The organism is Leifsonia sp. EB41 (assembly GCF_041262565.1).
Taxonomy (GTDB): domain Bacteria; phylum Actinomycetota; class Actinomycetes; order Actinomycetales; family Microbacteriaceae; genus Leifsonia.
In genome coordinates this window covers 954,152-972,044 of sequence record NZ_JBGCCJ010000001.1, presented here as the reverse complement: position 1 = coordinate 972,044, position 17,893 = coordinate 954,152, and the positions used below count along the sequence as shown (strand labels likewise).

Genomic DNA, 17,893 nt, shown 5'->3' with positions numbered 1-17,893 from the left:
AGCATGACCGAACAGACCCTGGCCGCGCGCGACCTCACTCTGGCCTACGATGGCCGGGTCGTGGTCGACGGCCTCGACCTCGACCTCCCACCGGGCCGCGTCACCGCCATCGTCGGGCCGAACGCCTGCGGCAAGTCCACCCTGCTGCGCGGGCTGTCCCGGCTGCTGGCCCCGGCCTCCGGCAGCGTGCTGCTCGACGGCGCGGACATCCGCTCCCTGCCCACCAAGGAGGTCGCCACCCGGCTCGGCCTGCTGCCGCAGACGCCCACCGCGCCCGACGGGATCACCGTGGCCGACCTCGTCTCGCGCGGCCGCTACCCGCACCAGGGCTGGTTCCGGCGCTGGACGGCCGAGGACGACACGGCCGTGCAGGAGGCGATGGCCGCGACCGGCGTCGCCGAGCTGTCCGACCGCGCGATCGACGAGCTCTCCGGCGGCCAGCGCCAGCGCGTCTGGATCGCGATGGCGCTCGCCCAGCAGACCGGCATCCTGCTGCTGGACGAGCCGACCACCTTCCTCGACATCAGCCACCAGCTCGACGTGCTCGACCTGCTGCTCGACCTGAACGCGGCGCGCGGCACGACGGTGGTCATGGTCCTGCACGACCTCAATCTGGCCGCGCGGTACGCCGATCACCTGGTGGCGATGCGGGCGGGGTCGATCGTCGCGTCGGGCGATCCCGCGGAGGTCGTCACCGCGGGCCTCGTCCGCGATGTCTTCGGCGTCGAGTCGGTCATCGCGCCCGACCCGGTCGCCGGCACCCCGCTCGTCGTGCCGTTGGGGAGGCACCACCCGGGACACACTGCCTGACAGGACATGCCGCCTCGTCACGATCGGACGCGGCGTGTTCTGTCAGATGGATGCTGCGCAGGCCGGCAGCGCGCCCGCCGGGGGACCCGGGCCGCCGATCGGGTCCGACGGCGCCGAACGGCGGCGCAATCATCCCGGCCCTGGGCGGACGCGTTGTCGTGTGTCTGGCAACGCAGCCGACGTGGTCGGACGACTGCGGCTCATGCCAGGTCCTCACTGGGACACCACCGCATCGCGCGGGGTCGGCACGACATCAGGGTGGCAACGGGGGCAGTCTACGACTCCGGCCGTCCTCCCCGCGATCCCCCCGGGCGGCATCGGTTGGTAAGCCGGTCTCTGCCGCGATGCGGTTCCACAGGCGGGCGGCATCGGTCGGTAAGCCGGTCTCTGCCGCGATGCGGTTCCACAGGCGGGCGGCATCGGTTGGTAAGCCGGTCTCTGCCGCGATGCGGTTCCACAGGCGGGCGGCATCCGAGGCATCCGAAGGCCTCCATCTGGAAGAATCGTCGCATGGCTTCCCCGATCACCCCGCCCCGCGGCATGCGCGACTTCCTCCCCGCCGAGAAGGCCCGCCGCGAGCATGCGCTGGGCGTGATCCGCCGGAGCTTCGCCGCGCACGGCTTCGACGAGATCGAGACCCCGGTCGTGGAGGACGTCGCGCGCCTGCACTCGGGCCTCGGCGGAGACAACGAGAAGCTCGCCTTCAGCGTCCTCAAGCGCGGCCTCGGCGGCGACGACCTGCGCGCCGCGATCGAGTCGGGGGACACTCTCGCGCTCTGCGACCTCGGTCTCCGCTTCGACCTCACCGTGCCGCTGGCCCGCTTCTACGCCACCCACCGGGCCGAGCTGCCTCCCGTCTTCCGCAGCATCCAGATCGCCCCGGTCTGGCGGGCCGAGCGGCCGCAGAAGGGCCGCTACCGCCAGTTCGTGCAGTGCGACATCGACATCATCGGCGAGGGCTCGCAGCTCGCGGAGGTCGAGCTCATCACCGCGACCGCCGCGGCGCTGGAGGCGCTGGGCCTGACCGGCTGCACCATCCGGATCAACGACCGCCGCATCCTGAACGGGCTGCTCGAGTACTGCGGCTTCGCGGAGTCGCGCTGGCCGCAGGTGCTCATCTCAATCGACAAGCTCGACAAGATCGGCGCGGAGGGCGTCGTTGCCGAGCTGAGCGAGGGCGGCGCGGACTCCGCCGCGGTGCTGGGCGGTATCCTCTCGGCGCTCGAGCCGCACCTCGCGGAGGGCGGCGTCGAGCTGACCGTCGAGTCGATCTCCGGCATCCTGCCAGAGGGCATGGACACCGACGCCATCGCCGCCCTGGAGTCGCTGGCGCACGCCCTCGACACCCTCCCGGAGGGCGTGGCGCTGCGGTTCGACCCCACCCTGGTGCGCGGCATGGGCTACTACACCGGCACGATCTTCGAGATCGCGCACCCGGGCTCCGGCAGCTCGGTGGGCGGCGGCGGCCGCTACGACGGGATGATCGGGCGCTTCCTCGGCAGCGACGTTCCGGCGTGCGGGTTCTCGATCGGCTTCGAGCGCGTCGTGGACCTGATCGACGTGCCGGAGGACGCGGCGCTCGACACCGTGGTGCTCGTCCATGACCCGAGCGTCCCGCTCGACCGGCTGATGGCGATCAAGTCCGAGCTCGTGGCCTCCGGCCGCCGGGTCCGGCTCGACCGGCGGGCGAAGAACCTCAAGGGCGTGCTGGACCGCGCGGCGGCGGCCGGGTACCGGTCGTTCGCGTTCGTCGACCCGGGGACCGCGGACGCCGCCGCGCTGGAGTTCAAGCCGCTGTCGTGAGCGGCGACCACGCTCGCGCCATTTGTCGTAAGCATCCCGCCACTCCGTTAAAGCCGTTAACCCGACGTCACTAGACTGATTTCGACACCCACGAAACCATCAAGGAGACTGTTGTGGCTCAGATCGAAGCAGTAGGCGCTCGCGAGATTCTCGACTCCCGCGGCAACCCGACCGTCGAGGTCGAGGTGCTCCTGGAGGACGGCACGGTCAGCCGCGCCGCCGTCCCGTCCGGCGCCTCCACCGGCGCCTTCGAGGCCTACGAGCTTCGCGACGGCGACAAGGACCGCTACCTGGGCAAGGGCGTCGAGAAGGCCGTCGACGCGGTGCTCGACGAGATCGGCCCGGCGATCGAGGGCTATGAGGCCAGCGACCAGCGCCTGGTCGACGAGGCCATGATCGAGCTCGACGGCACCGACAACAAGAAGCGCCTCGGCGCCAACGCGATCCTCGGCGTGAGCCTCGCGGTCGCCAAGGCCGCGGCGGACTCCGCCGACCTGCCGCTGTTCCGCTACGTCGGCGGCCCGAACGCGCATGTCCTCCCTGTCCCGATGATGAACATCATCAACGGCGGCGCCCACGCCGACACCGGCGTGGACATCCAGGAGTTCATGATCCTCCCCATCGGCGCGGAGACCTTCTCCGAGGGCCTGCGCTGGGGCGTGGAGACCTACCACTCGCTCAAGGCGCTGCTGAAGTCGAAGGGCCTCAACACCGGCCTCGGCGACGAGGGCGGCTTCGCCCCCGAGCTGGAGCACAACCGCGCGGCGCTCGACCTCATCTCCGAGGCGATCGAGAAGGCCGGCTACACGGTCGGCTCGCAGATCGCGCTCGGCCTCGACGTGGCCTCCACCGAGTTCTTCGAGAACGGCGTCTACCGCTTCGAGGGCCAGGACCGCACCGCGGCCGAGATGAGCGCCTACTACCAGGAGCTCGCGGCGAACTACCCGCTGGTCTCCATCGAGGACCCGCTGGCCGAGGACGACTGGGAGGGCTGGACCCTCCTCAACGCCGAGCTCGGCGGCAAGCTGCAGCTCGTCGGGGACGACCTGTTCGTCACCAACCCGAAGCGCCTCGCCCAGGGCATCAAGGCGAAGGCCGCGAACAGCATCCTGGTGAAGGTCAACCAGATCGGCACGCTCACCGAGACGCTCGACGCGGTGTCGCTGGCCCAGCGCAGCGGCATGACCGCCGTGCTCTCGCACCGCTCCGGCGAGACCGAGGACACCACCATCGCCGACCTGGCCGTCGCCACCGACGCCGGCCAGATCAAGACCGGCGCCCCGGCCCGCTCCGAGCGCGTCGCCAAGTACAACCAGCTCCTCCGCATCGAGGAGGAGCTCGGCGACGCCGCCGTCTACGCCGGCCGTACCGCCTTCCCCCGCTTCCAGGGCTAGTACACCGCCGAAGGGTGAGTTGTCGCGGTTATCCGTCACGGATTTCCGCGACTACTCACCCTTCGTCGTAGCTGGGAGGATACGGGGGTGCGGGTTTCGGGGGAGGTTCTGGTGCTCGGGGTGTTCCTGCTGCTGGCTGCGCTGTTCGTCGTGTTCGGCGCCTACCTGCTGCGGCGGCCCGAGCGGGCGGCGGCCCTGTTCGCCGACCGGGATGCCCGGGAGCGGTTCCGGCCGCGCGACGCCCGCGCGATCGGGCTGGTGTTCACGCTCGGCGGCCTCGGGCTGGTCGCCGTCGGCGCCGTCCGGCTCGTCGTCATGCTGACCGCGCAGTGAGCACCCCGCGACACCCCGCCCGCGCGGCCGCCGCTCAGGGCGGATCGCCTACGATTGACAGCGGGGACGCCCGGTCCTCCACGTCCGCCGAGAACCGCAGGAGGGGCCATGCCGAAGCCGCGCACGCAGCGCGTCGCCGCCTCCTTCGAGCAGCCGACGGCGACCGGGCGCTGGCTGCGCGGACTGCACTTCTCCGCCTTCTCGCTCGTGATGATGGGAGCCGTCGTGCTCGCCGTCGTCATCCTGGCGCCGTCGCTGCAGGGCTACCTCGCGCAGCGGCAGCAGATCGCCGACCAGCAGAAGGCCGTCCAGGAGCTGTCCGCGCAGGTGGACGCGCTCAAGGAGCAGCGCGCCCGCTGGAACGACCCGAGCTACATCCGTGCCCAGGCGCGTGACCGGCTGTACTACGTCATGCCGGGGGAGACCAGCTACCTCGTCATCGACGACCGCGCCCCCGCGGCGAAGGGCGACACCACGCCGGTGAGCTCCAAGCTCCAGAAGACCCGCACCGACTGGGTCGGCTCCCTGTTCGGCTCGCTGATGGGCGCGGGCCTCACCGACGCCACCCCGGCGCAGCTCGGCAGCACGCCGGCGCCTGCCCCGACCCCGACTCCCGCACCGAGCAAGTAGCGAAACGCAAGGCATCACATGACCAGACCCCCGTTCGACCCCGTCACCGACGCCGATATCGCCGCCGTGACCGAGCAGCTCGGCCGCCCGGCGCGCAACGTCGTCGGGATCGCCGCGCGCTGCGTGTGCGGCCGCCCGACGGTGGTCTCCACCGCCCCGCGGCTGGACGACGGCACGCCGTTCCCGACCTTCTACTACCTCTCGCACCCCGCCGCCACCGCCGCGATGTCGCAGCTGGAGGCCACCCAGGTGATGAACGAGTACAACGACCTCCTGGCCGAGGACGAGGACGTGCGCGACCAGTACCGGGCAGCCCACGAGCAGTACCTCGCCGACCGCGAGTCCATCGGCGTCGTGGCGGAGCTCGCCGGCGTCTCGGCGGGCGGGATGCCGACCCGCGTCAAGTGCCTGCACGCGCTCGCGGCGCACGCGCTCGCCGCCGGCCCCGGCGTCAACCCGATCGGCGACCTGGCGCTCGCGCGGGGCGGCTGGTCGCCCGAGGTGTGCGAGTGCCGCATCCAGGCCGGCTGACCCGGCTCCGCCGCACCCTGGCTGCGGGCGCGACGGCGCTCGCCGCCGCCCTCGTGGTCGGGATCGCTCCCGCGACCCCCGCGCACGCCGACCAGGTGCGCGACATGGAGTACTGGTTGGCCGAGTACGGCTTCGCCCAGGCCTGGCAGACGACCAAGGGCGCGGGCGTCAAGGTCGCGGTGATCGACACCGGCGTCGACGGGACGGTACCCGACCTGGCCGGCGCGGTGACCGGCGGCACGGACGTGTCCGGCGTCGGCGCGGCGAACGGCCAGAAGCCGCTGGGCGACGGGGACGCTGCGAACCACGGCACCTGGGTGGCCTCCCTGCTCGCCGGGCGGGGCACCGGCCCCGACACGGGAGTGCTGGGCGCGGCTCCGCAGGCGAGCATCCTCACCGCCTCCGTCGCGCTCGGGAAGTCGACGGGCGCGGTCGACAACGACGACCAGATCGCGAAGGCGGTGCGCTGGGCGGTCGACAGCGGCGCCTCCGTCATCAACATCTCGCTCACCCGCAACACCCTCGACTGGCCGCCGAGCTGGGACGACGCGTTCCAGTACGCGTTCTCGCACGACGTGGTCGTCGTCGCGGCGGCCGGAAACCGGGGGAGCGGGACGACCGAGGTCGGCGCGCCGGCCACCATCCCGGGCGTCCTCACCGTCGCCGGCGTCGACCGGGCCGGGCAGGCCTCCTTCGACGCGTCGTCGCAGGGCATCACGATCGGCGTGTCAGCGCCGAGCGAGGAGCTGGTCGGCGCGAACCCGGGCGGAGGCTACGTGCAGTGGGCGGGAACCAGCGGGGCGGCGCCGCTGGTCGCCGGGGCGGTCGCGCTCGTCCGGGCCGCGCATCCCGAGCTGAAGGCGCCGGATGTCATCAACCGGATCATCCGCACCGCGCGCAAGCCGGCCGGTGTCACGACGGTCCCGAGCCCGGTCTACGGGTACGGGCTGCTCGACGCGGCGGCCGCGGTGACCGCGACCGTCCCGCACGTGAGCGCGAACCCGATGGGCGACCTGACCCAGTGGATCCACATCCACCGCCGGGCGGACACCCCCGCCACGGCCGTCCCGCAGGCGCCGGAGGCGCAGGCCGCGCCGGCGCCCGCGAAGCTGAGCCCGGAACGACCTGTAGCATGGGGATCGTTCTTCTGGCCGCAATGGAGCGTCCTCACCGCTTTCTGGTTGCCGTTCGGTCTGATCTCCGGTTTCGTCACACTCCTCGCCCTCGGCGGGGTCGGTGCGTGGCTGCATTTCAGGCGAGAGCGCAGCAGGGGGTAGATTAACACCCATACTTTCGTGTTGAGGAGACGCATTACTGTGCCCAAAATCCTGATCGTCGGCGGAGGATACGCCGGTTTCTACACCGCGTGGAAGCTCGAGAAGCAGCTCCGCTCGGGCGAGGCCGACGTCACCATGGTCGACCCGCTGCCGTACATGACGTACCAGCCGTTCCTCCCCGAGGTGGCCGTCGGCTCCATCGAGCCCCGCCACGCGGTGGTCTCGCACCGCCGCCACCTCAAGAGCACGAACATCGTGAGCGGCAAGGTCAGCTACATCGACCACGCGAACAAGACGGCGACCATCCAGCCGGCAGCCGGCGAGCCGTACGAGTTCGAGTACGACATCGTCGTGGTCACCGCGGGCGCCGTGTCGCGCACCTTCCCGATCCCGGGCGTCGCCGACCAGGCGGTCGGCCTCAAGACGATCGAGGAGGCCGTGTACATCCGCGACCGGATGCTCACGAACTTCGACAAGGCGTCGACCCTCCCGGCCGGCCCGGAGCGCGACCGCCTGCTGACCGTCACCGTCATCGGCGGCGGCTTCGCGGGCATCGAGATCTTCGCCGAGCTGCGCTCCTTCGCGAGCGCGCTGCTCACGAAGTACCCGGAGCTGTCGTTCGAGGACACGCACTTCCACCTGATCGAGGCCATGGGCCGGATCATGCCGGAGGTCTCCCTCCCGACCAGCCACTGGGTCATCAAGAACCTCGCCGAGCGCGGCGCGGAGATCCACCTGGAGACGCAGCTCACCAGCGCCGTCGACGGCCGCATCGAGCTGTCCACCGGCGAGAGCTTCGAGACCGACCTCATCGTCTGGACGGCCGGCGTCATGGCCAACCCGACCGTGGTCCGCCACACCGACCTCCCGATCGAGGAGCGCGGCCGGCTGCGCGTCCGCGCCGACCTGCGCGTGGGCACCGACGAGGAGATCATCGAGGGCGCCTGGGGCGCCGGCGACGTCTCGGCCGTCCCCGACCTGACCGGCGCGGGCGTCGGCGGCTACTGCGTGCCGAACGCCCAGCACGCCGTCCGCCAGGGCAAGCTGCTCGCGAAGAACATCATCGCGGACCTCCGCGGCGAACTGCCGCGCCAGTACTACCACAAGAGCCTCGGCGCCGTCGCGGGCCTGGGCCTGGGCATCGGCGTGCTGCAGTCCGGCAAGCTGGCCATCAAGGGCGTGCTCGGCTGGTTCGCGCACCGCGGCTACCACGGCCTGGCGATGCCGAGCTGGGAGCGCAAGTTCCGCGTGCTGTGGGGTTGGTGGAACAACTTCTGGCTCGGCCGCGACATCGTCTCGTTGGAGGCCCTCCAGGCGCCGCGCGCCGCGTTCGAGGAGTTCGCCGCCCGCCCGAAGCCGGCCCTCGAGACCGCTCCGGCCGAGGCCCCCAAGAAGAAGGCCGTCGCAAAGGAACCCGCCGCAGCCAAGTAAGCCACGCCAGAAGGCCCGGTCCCCGAGGGACCGGGCCTTCTGCGTCCCCTCACGGACGCGCAGGAGAATGCGCCCGACGCGCCCGGAAATCTCCTTCAGAAGCCCGTCCCGAAGGATTTTCAGATGTGTCTTCCTGCGAGAGCAACGCGCGTCAGGGCGGCGTCACAGGTGCCCCCAGTGGGACTCGAACCCGAATGAAGCCCCAACGGGCGAGTGAAGGAATGAGGAAATCCGCGTGATTTCGCGGGTTTTCATCCGTTTTCGTCGTGTTTGGATTTTCCAAGTGTGGGCGGATTGTGGGCGATTTGTGGGCGCTCGACCGCTAGGCGCGCTCGGTCGGTAGACGCTCGATCCAGTCCTTGAGGTCGTCCGCGAGGATAATCGGCTTTGTGCCGGCGTAGTGAACGACGAGGTCGTTGCGCCTGATGTAGCCGCGCAAGAACTGAGGCGAGACACCGCATTCCTCGGCTGCCGCGGCCAAGGTGTACGCGATGCGTTGGCTAGGCGCCTGAATAGGATTCACCCGAACCGCCGGTGGCGACGGTTTGTCCGGGACGAGCCAAGGCTGCCGAGACGGTTCACCATTCTCGTCTAGGGGCCACGGGTCGACCGGTTCTCCGCGTTGTAGGGCACGAAGTCGCTCATCTACCCAGCGTCGTTGACGATAATCCTCCATGCGGCAACGGTACGCACGTCTGCGTAACCTTGGGGCGTCGATCTGACCGACATTTTCGCGGCGCCGCGAATATGATCGCGGCATGCCTGTCTACTACCGCAAGCGTGCGAATCTCGGTGCTGGTGCGCACCTGAACATCTCGAAGACCGGAGTGTCCGTGTCGCAGCGTGTCGGGCGCGTCACGTTCAACTCCCGAGGCCGAGTAAGCGTGCGCATCCTGCCGGGGCTGTCTCTGCGCCTTCGGTGATCTGGCCTTTGCTGAGAGCGAACCGTTGTCGAGTTTTGGCGACAACTGTCTACTCCGCGTGCAAATTGCATTACAGTGACACTAGAGCCCCCGACGGGATTCGAACCCGCATCCGACCCTACGTCCAATAGGCTGCTCATCCGTTGAGCTACGGGGGCTTCCAGCGAAATAAGGCCCGCTCTCCACTCAGAGAGCGGGCCTTCGCTATTTCGAATGTAACGGCAGAATGTCAGGCTACGGAGGCTTGTTCGCTGGAGGCGTTACGCCGTGTCGCGCTGTCCGATGTTGGGCGAGCCCGCCCCGTGTGCTCTCGGGGCGGGCTCTGTGTTGCGCAGCGCGGCGTCTGCGGAGCCCCATCCGAGCTCCCTGGTCCGCGCTTCCGTCCGCCTGGGCCCGAAAGGAGAAAGCCTGGCGGTGCGGTTGACGCAAGTCTCTATGTCGCCCAGCGCATCTCCCAACCCAGCTCGCTCGCGATCTCCGCCGGCGACTGGTTCGCCTGCGCATAGAAGTGCTCGATGTGCAGGCCGCCACCGGAAGACTGGGAGCCGTTGGGGTACACCTGCGATCCGGCCGGCAGCCGGACGACCTCGGCGCCCTGCTCGCCGACCATCGCGAGACCGCCCTGCGACACGTAGCCGCCGGTCGCGAGGTGGGGCAGTTTCCCGAGGGTGGGGACGTGCACACCGGGTACCGAGTTCACGGCGCCAATCAGGGTGTTGATGCCGCCGATCGCGCCGTTGATGACGTCGATGATCCCGTTGATGGCGTCCTTCACGAAACCGACCGCGCCGATGAAGGCGTTCTGGATCGCCGAGCCGATACTACCGAAGAACGACCCGATATTTGAGACGGTTTGCTGAAAGAAAGCTACGATCCCGCCCCAGTTGTTGACCACCCACTGAATGGCCAAACCGATCGGGCCGATGATGAACGAGAGCAGCAGACCCCAGTTGTCCTTCACCCAGTTCACGACCGCGCCGACGATCGACTGGAACCAGGTGATGAAGCCGTTCCAGACCTCGGAGATGAACTTGGTGACGGAGTTCCAGTTGGTGGCGAGCAAGACGACGGCCGCGACCAGGCCGACGATCCCGGCGACAATCCACGTGACTGGTGACGTCCAGATCGCAACGTTCGCGGCGACCTGCGCGATCGTGTAGATGACCACGGCCGCGGTGATCGCCGCGAGCGCGATCTCGACGGCCTGCATCGCTCCTGGAGTCTTGTTCAGCCAGTCGACGACCTTCACGCCGGCATTGGTGAGAGTTTCGAGCGCGGGCATGAGGCCGGCGCCGACCTTCTCCTGGATGTCCTTGAAGCCCTCGGCGAGGATCTTCGTCTTACCCGCCGCGGTGCCGCCCATCGCGTCCGCGGTACCTTCGACCTTGGCCTTCAGGCCGTCGACGACCTCGGCGTAGTTGCCCGCCTCGGTCTTCGTGTTCTTGAAGTTGATACCGACCTGAGCGAGCGCGCGACCCTTGCCGAGCAGGGCCTTCCCGAGCGAGTCCGCAGCGGTCACCGCGTCGGTGCCGGTCTTCGCCGCGTAGTCCGCGACCAGCGGGGTCAGCTCCTCGAGCTGCTTGCCGGTGACCCCGTACATGGCCAGCTTCGCCTGAGCGGACGCGAGCTCGTTGTGGTCGAACCCGGTCTTCTCCTGGATCTTGTCGTTGAGCTCCTGAAGCTTCTCGATCGACACGTCCGTGATCGCCGGGAACTTCTTGTACGCGTCCTGCAGCTCGACCTGGCTCTTCTGCGCCTCCTCGTACGCCTCCACCGACTTGGACGCGAAGTCGGTGGCCGCGGCGGCGGCGCCTGCGAGCGCGAGACCGCCCACGACCTTGAGGCCGTCGAGCTTGCCGTGGACGCTGTCGAGCTTCTGCTCAACCTTCTCCATCGACCCGGAGACAGCCTCCTTGCCGACGATCAGGAATTCCAGCACGTTCTGACTCATCGCCCCTCCTCGGGGAAGGCCAGGGGTCCGCACATTGTGCGGGCCCCTGGCGGTCCGTTAGAAGGTCGGGGTGACCAGGCCGGTGCCGCTGATGATGGACAGCGACGCCGGGTACCGGTTGGCGATCATGGCCGCGTAGCCGCTGACGCGGAACAGGATCGACATCTGGTTGGCGTACGGGGCGTCGAACGCTTCGAACGCCGGCGCGGTCTCCCACAGGAACGAGTCCTCGAAGCGGCCGACCAGGGCGACGTCCTGGTTGGTGCCGGCACCGAGGTTGGTGGGCACGTTCGCGTCGACGTACACGGGGAGGCCGAACAGCGACCCAGCGGCCCCCTGAGCGGTCGGAGCGGCCGAAGCCGAGCCGGGGGTGTTGAACCCTGCGTAGTCGCCGCTGGGGACCACGAGGGGGCGCCCCTGGTTGTCGTTCGCGTTGAGGACCCAGGACCAGCGGCGCGGGTGCATGATGATCCCGGACGGCGGAAGGAACCGGTTCGTGTTGACGGCGAGGACGGCCTGGTTGATCTGCGCGAGGAACTGGCCGGCACCGCCCACGGTCGGCGTTGCCTGCGTGTAGGTGATCGCGTTCACACCCGCGACGCCGATGAGTCCCTGGAGCTGACCGGACGCGCCGGACCCGTTGAGCACCTGCAGGTCGAGCTGCTTCGCGTACTCGGCCATGAGGTCCTGACCGATGACCTTGTCGAATGCGATGCCCGACTGCTGGATGAGCTGCAGAGCGATGACCTGCTGACCGGCGAGGGTGGTGATGCCGGACGACACCGAGTTGGTGGTGAGGTCGGTGGAGCTGACCGCGGTGTTCTGGGTCGCCTGCACGGCCACCGACTCGCCCGAGGCGACCTTCGGCAGGTTGATCGAGGAGACGCCCGAGGGCAGTTCGTCCTTGTTCAGCCGGTCCGCGGTGATGCGACCCGGACGTGCGAGGCCGACCCACTCATCGACGAGCCACGCGGGCGGCGCGAACTGGCCACCGGCACCCGCCTGCGTCGACAGGGCTCGCGTCTCCGCCTCATAGGCCGCCTGGTGCCGGCTGAGGCGCTCAGCGGCCGCCCAGTCGCCTCCGGAACGCGCGTTGCGGAGGTCCATGAAGAACGACAGCTCAGGACGATCGGGGCGATACACCTCCTCGGAGCGAACGATCCGCGCCGGACCGAAGGCCGCCCGCGCTCGGCGGGCGTTGTCCTCCATCTGCGCCTGCCGCTGCAGCTCACCCTGACGCTCCTCGAGCGCGTCGATCTCGGTGTTGAGCTGACCGACGCGAGCCTCGACGGCTGGCGTGAACGTCTGCGGAGTCGAAGTGTTGAGGATGCCGTCGCGCTCCTGAATGAGCGACTGACGGCGGGCCCCGAGCGGCCCCAAGATGCTGCTGCCCGGATTCTGGATGCGGACCTCGCGTGGAGCGTCAGTCCCATTGATTTGGATTGTCATTGCCAGGAGCCACCTGTTCCCCCGAGCCCCTATCAGCCCGGGAATCGTGAACGATTTCCCGGACTGCAGGTGGTGGCCCTTCGCGCGGTGGCTGCTAGTTCCTCCCTGACAAGTCAGGTGGGGCAGCTCCAGCACTCTCTTTCAGCTTCGGATTCGTGTCCTCAGCGCTCCGGCGTGCAATCCATTGGTCACATCTTAACCGATTGCACCGACATTCGGTGTGGTCAGTCCGTCGTGTCCGATATCTGTAGCGTTACGCATGTCCCGGTAGCGCTACGAATGTCCCGCTACTTGAAGTCACTGTAAAAATAGAAAACAGAAGTGTGTGGGTGGACGCAGGGTGCCTCTAAAAACCGCGGATCGTGCGATTTCGTGCCGTGCGTCCACCCTGGGGCGCGCTACTCGGTTGGTTCGATGCCTGTGCGCTTGTTTTCGTCTCTGATGAGCTGCATCCAGGTTGCGACTGCGTTCGCTCGTGTGCGTGCGGTGCGGAAGATGCGGACGAGCGAGAGGCAGGTGTACAGCAGTCGGTCTCGTTCGCTGCGGTCCAGGATGGCGACGGCTTGGGCGGTGAGTTCGAGGTCGTCGATGTCGGTGATGGTTTTGGCGATTGCCCAGAAGGTTGGCTGGTGCCGTGAATCTTGGTCGGGTTCGGCGCGGTTGGTCTGGTGGTTGATGACGAGCAGGTCGAATGCTCGGCGCCCGAATTCTTCCCAGTCGGTGATGGCGTCGAGTTCGGTGGGGACGCGTGGGTCGTCGTCTGCGGCTGCGATGACGAGCTCGGTGATGCTGGTGTTTGTGTGGGTCATGTTCGGGTCTCCTAGTAGGCGAAGAGCGCCATCGGGGTGAGTGTGAGTGTGTTGTTCGGGTCGGTCCAGGTGCCGGCGTCGCAGTTGATCGATGCGGTGACGGTGATGGTGGTGACGCCGGGATCGAGCGTGAACGTGTCGACCATCGGCAGACCGATCTGGGCGGCTTGCCCTGCCGGCACGGTCGCGGACTGGTTGGGCGCGGTCTTCGTGTAGCTGCCGCAGGTGACGGCGAGTTTCACGGTGAGCGTTCCAGCGGTCGTGGCTGACGGGTTCGTTGCGAGCCCGGTGGCGAGGATGCTGTAGCCGCACTGTGTCGCGAGCGGTGGGACGGCGATCGTGGCGATGAGCGAGGTCGGCGCGGGTGTGATCGTCGGGTGCAGCGGGTTCACGAACGTGAGGCCCCATTTCACCTTCCCGCGCGGTGCCGCGGACAGCTCACTGAGGCGTTCCTCGATTTGCTTGAGCTGGCCGACGATGCTGGCGTTGAATCCGGTCGGGTCGTCTACCGCCATGTGCGGTCCCTTCGTGTGCGGCGCGGTGTGCGTCCTGGGGTGATGCCGAGCGCGAGGTTGCGCTGCACGGCTCGTTGATGGCGTTCCTCGGCCTGCTCCTGCTCGAGGTCACGGTTCGCTTCGTCACAGTCGGAGCAGCGAACCGCGTAGGCAGATCCGACGTGCCTGTCGCACCTGGCGCCGAGATCCTGGACCGTCATGCTGACTTCCTCTCGTCGGAGTTATCCACAGGCTGCAAGTGAGATGCGCGCTTAGGTGAGATTTCTCCTCGTGTAGGTTCCTGTGGTTCCTGGTATTCCTGAGGGGTAGGGATTTCGAACGCGACGGGTTTCGAATCCCTACGTTTGCGGTAGGAATTCCCTACTTCGGCTTGTAGGGATTTCCTACCTTCAAGCGAGAGCCCTTCGAAGGTGAGCGCGTACTCGGCACGAACGCCTTCCGCGCCAGCGCGGAGCTGTTTGATCGCTCTGACATCCACCAGCCCCTTCACGGCGACCTTGACGGCCTGAAATGCAGCTTTGCGCTCCGCGCACTTCTGATCGTGTCGAGGATCAACGAGGTCGGGCTCATCAGGCACCATGCGCCCGATCCCGAATGCGGATGCCTCGCGTGAGGCAAAATAGCGGGGCGGCTGGTCAGCGTCCTTCGCGGTGTGAGCCATGTAGACGAGCAGCCGGTATTCGTTCGGCTTCAGGTCGTTGTTGGCCTGGAACGCGATCGCACGACCGACCAGTTGCGCCCCCATGCTCAGCCGTCCTCGCCCTCGTCGGTGACGTTCAGCGGGTGGGTCGGCTCGACGACATCCTGGATGAGGAGCCGGATGCCTGTGCCGAGCGGTGTGGCCTCCATGACGCCGAACGTGCCGATGAGCGTGCAGTCGTATCGGACGTCGCCGCTGCCCCACTTGTCGCCGGGGCTCAGACGGTCCAGGTGAGGCATGAGCTCGACAGGATGGCATCTGATTTTGCGCTCCTGCCGGTACACGTAGACCATGCCGCCGGCGATCGGTTTGGTGCGCGTGTTGTCGGCGTCGACTTCGAAAACGCGGCCGTGTCCGTTCAGGATCTGCACCTGGATAGCGACGAGCTTCAACGCCTGCGCTGCCTTGCGGGCTGCTGCTTCGTCCTCGACGTCGCCCACTTCGGCGTACACCTGCCAACTCCGGGGCTCGGTGTGGTCGGCGCTCCAGGCGTACACACACAGGTCGGCATCCGTGGACCGAAGGCGCCGGTACGTCCGCGCGGGGTAGTCCTCCGGGTCGGTGTCGTCGAAGGCCTGTCTCAGCAGTTCCGCACGAAGGTCCACGAGGGTATGATTTGACATGGTTAGTTCTCCTGGTTCTGGCTATCGCCCGGTGTTACAGCACCGGGCATTTCTCTTGGGGGTTGAGCCTCGGTCACGAGGCGGCCGCGGTGCTGGTGCGCTCGCGGGACTTCATGTATTCCTCGATCGAGGTCTGCGCGTAGACGACCTTCTTCGGGCTGACCTTGATGAACTTCGGGCCATCGCCGCGAAAACGTAGTGCCCCGAGCAGGCTCTTCGACATCCCGGGGATGATCTCGCAGACCTCCTCAGGGCTCAGGTATTTCTCCATCGCACCATCCTTCCGATTATGGGTCACTCATCGACCCATCTTCGGTCACAATAATGCATCGCCCGATTTCAGTGCAAGCACTGAGCGCGTTTCGGTCATTTTGCTGTATCTTCGGTTTCGTGACGACAGACGATGACTTCGGCTATAACTTCGCGAGGGCCCGGTCTGGGGCAGGTCTCAGCCGGGAGTACGTGGCGGATGCCCTCGACCGCCTGGGGTACTCGATGCACCCGTCCGCGATCGGAAAGATCGAACGCAACGAGCGCCGCGTGACCGTGGGCGAAGCGCAAGCGCTCGCCACGATCGTGAACAAATCGGTCGAGGAGCTACTGGGAGGCGCTTGGCGCACAGAAGTCTTGCTTCGGGCGCAGCAGGTTGAGGACGCGTACGGCACTTTCCTAAGGGTCAGGGACGAGTTGGAGGGCGCAACTGGCTCGCTTGCCGAGGTGGCCGATCGACTGCGCGATGAACTCGAGCTCGACCCGGACTTGCATCTCGTGGTGCTCGATCACTTGAGGCTCGACCCTTGGGCTCGTCACGAAAATGACGAGAGAAGCGTCGACTTTTGGATGCAAATGCCGAATGATCGTCGGACCTACCGCCAATTCCGAGAAGAGCACAAGACCGATGGGTAGCGTCACCTCGTACGAGACGACCGCGGGGCGCAGGTATCGGGTTCGGTGGCGGACTCCTGAGCATGCGCAGCGTGAGCGGAAGGGCTTCGCGACGAAGCGGTCCGCGGATCTGTTCCTGGCTGACAAAGAGGTCAGCATGGCGCGGGGTGACTACATCGATACGTCGCTGTCGAAGGTGACGATCGGGGAGCGTGCCGGCGCGTGGCTGGCTGGCAAGGAGCGTGCTCTGAAGCCGTCCGCGTACTATGCCCTGGAGATCACCTGGAGGCTTCACGTCGAGCCCCGCTGGGGCTCAGTGGCTCTTCACGCGGTCGAGCACTCCGAGGTGCAGGCGTGGGTCGCTGAGCTCGCTGCAAGGCGCTCAGCGACGGTCACGCTGCGCGCATACGGCATCCTCGCCGGCATCCTCGACGTCGCTGTGAAGGATCGTCGGGTGACGCGGAACGTGGCGCGCGACGTCGACCTGCCCCGCAAGCGGAAGAAGGCGCACGTCTACCTGACGCACGAGCAGGTCGACGCGCTCGCCCGCGAGGCCGGCCAGTACGCGACGCTCGTGCGCGTCTTGGCCTACACGGGAATTCGCTGGGGTGAGGCGTCCGGGCTGCGAGTGAAGCATCTCGACATGCTCCGCGGGCGCCTGCAGGTCGACGAGAACGCCGTGAAGGTCGGGACAGAGGTGATCGTCGGTTCGCCGAAGTCCCATCGAGTCCGGTCGGTGCCCTTCCCGCGGTTCCTGGCCGAGTCGCTCGCCAGGCAGTGCGAGGGCAAGACTCGCGAGCAGCTCGTGTTCGGCGACGGCCACAACCACATCACGACGCCCTCATGGCGCGATGGATGGTTCGTCTACGCCAAGCGGCGCTCGGGGGTGCCTGCCGAGCTCACGATCCACGACCTGCGCCACACGGCCGCGTCGCTCGCGATCGCGGCCGGCGCCAACGTGAAAGCGGTGCAGCGCATGCTCGGCCACGCCTCCGCGGCAATGACGCTCGACGTCTACGGCCACCTGTTCGATGACGACCTGGACGCCGTTTCGGCCGCTTTGGATGAGGCCGTGCGTGTTTCAAGTGTGGGCGATTTGTGGGCGATCGGCGATTCTGGGGCCTCTGAAACCCCCGCGATCCCAGTCATAGCGCGGAAGTAGCGTGGTGCCCCCAGTGGGACTCGAACCCACACTCGGGCGATTTTAAGTCGCCTGCCTCTGCCAATTGGGCTATAGGGGCGATCCGTCCGCGGAAGCGGCTCGACGTCAGCGGTCGCGGTAGGGCGACTTCACCATCTGGACGATGGCGCCTAACGCGAGTACGCCGCCGACGATGATGACCGCCAAGATGAGTCCGATGAGCACGCCTTCCATGCGTCCAACAATATACGGTGTCCGGGCGCGCGTGCCTCTTGTCGTCCGCCCGACACCGGCGGAGGCTGGGGTCATGATCCGGATCGGTTCCATCGTGTGGGGTGTGCGCGACCTTCCGCGCGCCGTCGGGTTCTGGTCGGCGGCGCTCGGCTACCGGCCGCTGCGGGAGCCGGACGTCGATTGGGCGATCCTCGTCCCCGTCGCCGGGGCCGGGCCGCAGCTCGCGCTCAAGCTCGTCGGCAGCGAGGCGAACCCGTCGCCGCGGCACCACCTCGACCTGTACGCCGACGACCAGGAGGCCGAGGCGGCGCGGCTGCGCGCGCTCGGGGCCTCCGACGTGGCATGGGATTACGAGCAAGGCGCCGACTACGTGGTGCTCGCCGATCCGGACGGCAACCGTTTCTGCGTGATCGCCGCCGGAGAGGCGGCACGGGAACCGCGCTGAGAGGTCCCT

19 protein-coding genes and 2 tRNA genes are annotated in these 17,893 nt (G+C 67.8%); 12 read left to right on the top strand and 9 right to left on the bottom strand.

Annotation, left to right across the window (positions count from 1 at the left end):
• Nucleotides 1–3 precede the first annotated feature (3 nt).
• From ABH923_RS04760 to ABH923_RS04720, 9 genes are all read left to right on the top strand, one after another.
• Nucleotides 4–810, top strand: coding sequence for an ABC transporter ATP-binding protein (locus tag ABH923_RS04760; protein ID WP_370054222.1), 807 nt, complete (start codon nucleotides 4–6; stop codon nucleotides 808–810).
• A gap of 510 nt (nucleotides 811–1,320) precedes the next feature.
• Nucleotides 1,321–2,613 (top strand): histidine--tRNA ligase, encoded by a 1,293-nt coding sequence (gene hisS / locus ABH923_RS04755; protein ID WP_370054221.1) that lies wholly within the window; start codon nucleotides 1,321–1,323, stop codon nucleotides 2,611–2,613.
• Nucleotides 2,614–2,726: 113 nt separating this feature from the next.
• Nucleotides 2,727–4,007: a phosphopyruvate hydratase gene (gene eno / locus ABH923_RS04750; protein WP_370054220.1), complete on the top strand. Its 1,281-nt coding sequence runs from the start codon at nucleotides 2,727–2,729 to the stop codon at nucleotides 4,005–4,007.
• An 87-nt stretch (nucleotides 4,008–4,094) separates the two neighbouring features.
• Entirely contained in the window at nucleotides 4,095–4,340 is a 246-nt protein-coding gene (locus ABH923_RS04745) for a hypothetical protein (protein ID WP_370054219.1), read from the top strand.
• 108 nt (nucleotides 4,341–4,448) lie between these two features.
• Entirely contained in the window at nucleotides 4,449–4,970 is a 522-nt protein-coding gene (locus tag ABH923_RS04740; protein ID WP_370054218.1) for a septum formation initiator family protein, read from the top strand.
• 18 nt (nucleotides 4,971–4,988) lie between these two features.
• Nucleotides 4,989–5,501, top strand: a complete 513-nt coding sequence (locus ABH923_RS04735) for a DUF501 domain-containing protein (protein ID WP_370054217.1) — start codon at nucleotides 4,989–4,991, stop codon at nucleotides 5,499–5,501.
• Complete coding sequence (locus ABH923_RS04730; protein WP_370054216.1) at nucleotides 5,480–6,778, top strand: S8 family serine peptidase; 1,299 nt, start codon at nucleotides 5,480–5,482, stop codon at nucleotides 6,776–6,778. The genes ABH923_RS04735 and ABH923_RS04730 overlap by 22 nt, the downstream gene beginning before the upstream one ends.
• Before the next feature lie 39 nt (nucleotides 6,779–6,817).
• Nucleotides 6,818–8,209 (top strand): NAD(P)/FAD-dependent oxidoreductase, encoded by a 1,392-nt coding sequence (locus ABH923_RS04725; RefSeq protein WP_370054215.1) that lies wholly within the window; start codon nucleotides 6,818–6,820, stop codon nucleotides 8,207–8,209.
• Nucleotides 8,210–8,967: 758 nt separating this feature from the next.
• On the top strand, nucleotides 8,968–9,132 hold the full coding sequence (locus tag ABH923_RS04720; protein ID WP_370054214.1) for a DUF4236 domain-containing protein: 165 nt from the start codon (nucleotides 8,968–8,970) through the stop codon (nucleotides 9,130–9,132).
• An 85-nt stretch (nucleotides 9,133–9,217) separates the two neighbouring features.
• Here the strand turns inward: ABH923_RS04720 and ABH923_RS04715 are convergent.
• The 8 genes from ABH923_RS04715 to ABH923_RS04680 form a co-directional block, all read right to left on the bottom strand.
• Nucleotides 9,218–9,290 (bottom strand) — tRNA-OTHER (locus ABH923_RS04715).
• A gap of 275 nt (nucleotides 9,291–9,565) precedes the next feature.
• Nucleotides 9,566–11,083 carry a hypothetical protein gene (locus tag ABH923_RS04710; protein WP_370054213.1) on the bottom strand — a complete coding sequence of 506 codons (1,518 nt, stop codon included), beginning with the start codon at nucleotides 11,081–11,083 and terminating at the stop codon, nucleotides 9,566–9,568.
• 57 nt (nucleotides 11,084–11,140) lie between these two features.
• Complete coding sequence (locus ABH923_RS04705; RefSeq protein ID WP_370054212.1) at nucleotides 11,141–12,532, bottom strand: phage major capsid protein; 1,392 nt, start codon at nucleotides 12,530–12,532, stop codon at nucleotides 11,141–11,143.
• 398 nt (nucleotides 12,533–12,930) lie between these two features.
• Nucleotides 12,931–13,341, bottom strand: a complete 411-nt coding sequence (locus tag ABH923_RS04700; protein ID WP_370054211.1) for a hypothetical protein — start codon at nucleotides 13,339–13,341, stop codon at nucleotides 12,931–12,933.
• Nucleotides 13,342–13,352: 11 nt separating this feature from the next.
• Nucleotides 13,353–13,856 (bottom strand): hypothetical protein, encoded by a 504-nt coding sequence (locus ABH923_RS04695; RefSeq protein ID WP_370054210.1) that lies wholly within the window; start codon nucleotides 13,854–13,856, stop codon nucleotides 13,353–13,355.
• 196 nt (nucleotides 13,857–14,052) lie between these two features.
• Nucleotides 14,053–14,601: a hypothetical protein gene (locus ABH923_RS04690; protein WP_370054209.1), complete on the bottom strand. Its 549-nt coding sequence runs from the start codon at nucleotides 14,599–14,601 to the stop codon at nucleotides 14,053–14,055.
• Nucleotides 14,602–14,603: 2 nt separating this feature from the next.
• Complete coding sequence (locus ABH923_RS04685) at nucleotides 14,604–15,161, bottom strand: hypothetical protein (protein ID WP_370054208.1); 558 nt, start codon at nucleotides 15,159–15,161, stop codon at nucleotides 14,604–14,606.
• A gap of 91 nt (nucleotides 15,162–15,252) precedes the next feature.
• Nucleotides 15,253–15,450, bottom strand: coding sequence for a helix-turn-helix transcriptional regulator (locus tag ABH923_RS04680; RefSeq protein ID WP_370054207.1), 198 nt, complete (start codon nucleotides 15,448–15,450; stop codon nucleotides 15,253–15,255).
• A gap of 119 nt (nucleotides 15,451–15,569) precedes the next feature.
• On the opposite strand from ABH923_RS04680, the gene ABH923_RS04675 reads away from it, so the two are divergent.
• Together ABH923_RS04675 and ABH923_RS04670 are read left to right on the top strand one after the other, a co-directional pair.
• Nucleotides 15,570–16,085, top strand: a complete 516-nt coding sequence (locus ABH923_RS04675; RefSeq protein WP_370054206.1) for a helix-turn-helix domain-containing protein — start codon at nucleotides 15,570–15,572, stop codon at nucleotides 16,083–16,085.
• A complete protein-coding gene (locus ABH923_RS04670) occupies nucleotides 16,078–17,226 on the top strand; it encodes a tyrosine-type recombinase/integrase (RefSeq protein WP_370054205.1) in 1,149 nt (382 codons plus the stop codon). The genes ABH923_RS04675 and ABH923_RS04670 overlap by 8 nt, the downstream gene beginning before the upstream one ends.
• A gap of 2 nt (nucleotides 17,227–17,228) precedes the next feature.
• Here ABH923_RS04670 and ABH923_RS04665 read toward each other — a convergent pair.
• Nucleotides 17,229–17,305 (bottom strand) — tRNA-Leu (locus ABH923_RS04665).
• A gap of 207 nt (nucleotides 17,306–17,512) precedes the next feature.
• On the opposite strand from ABH923_RS04665, the gene ABH923_RS04660 reads away from it, so the two are divergent.
• Nucleotides 17,513–17,884, top strand: a complete 372-nt coding sequence (locus ABH923_RS04660; protein WP_370054204.1) for a VOC family protein — start codon at nucleotides 17,513–17,515, stop codon at nucleotides 17,882–17,884.
• Nucleotides 17,885–17,893 lie beyond the last annotated feature (9 nt).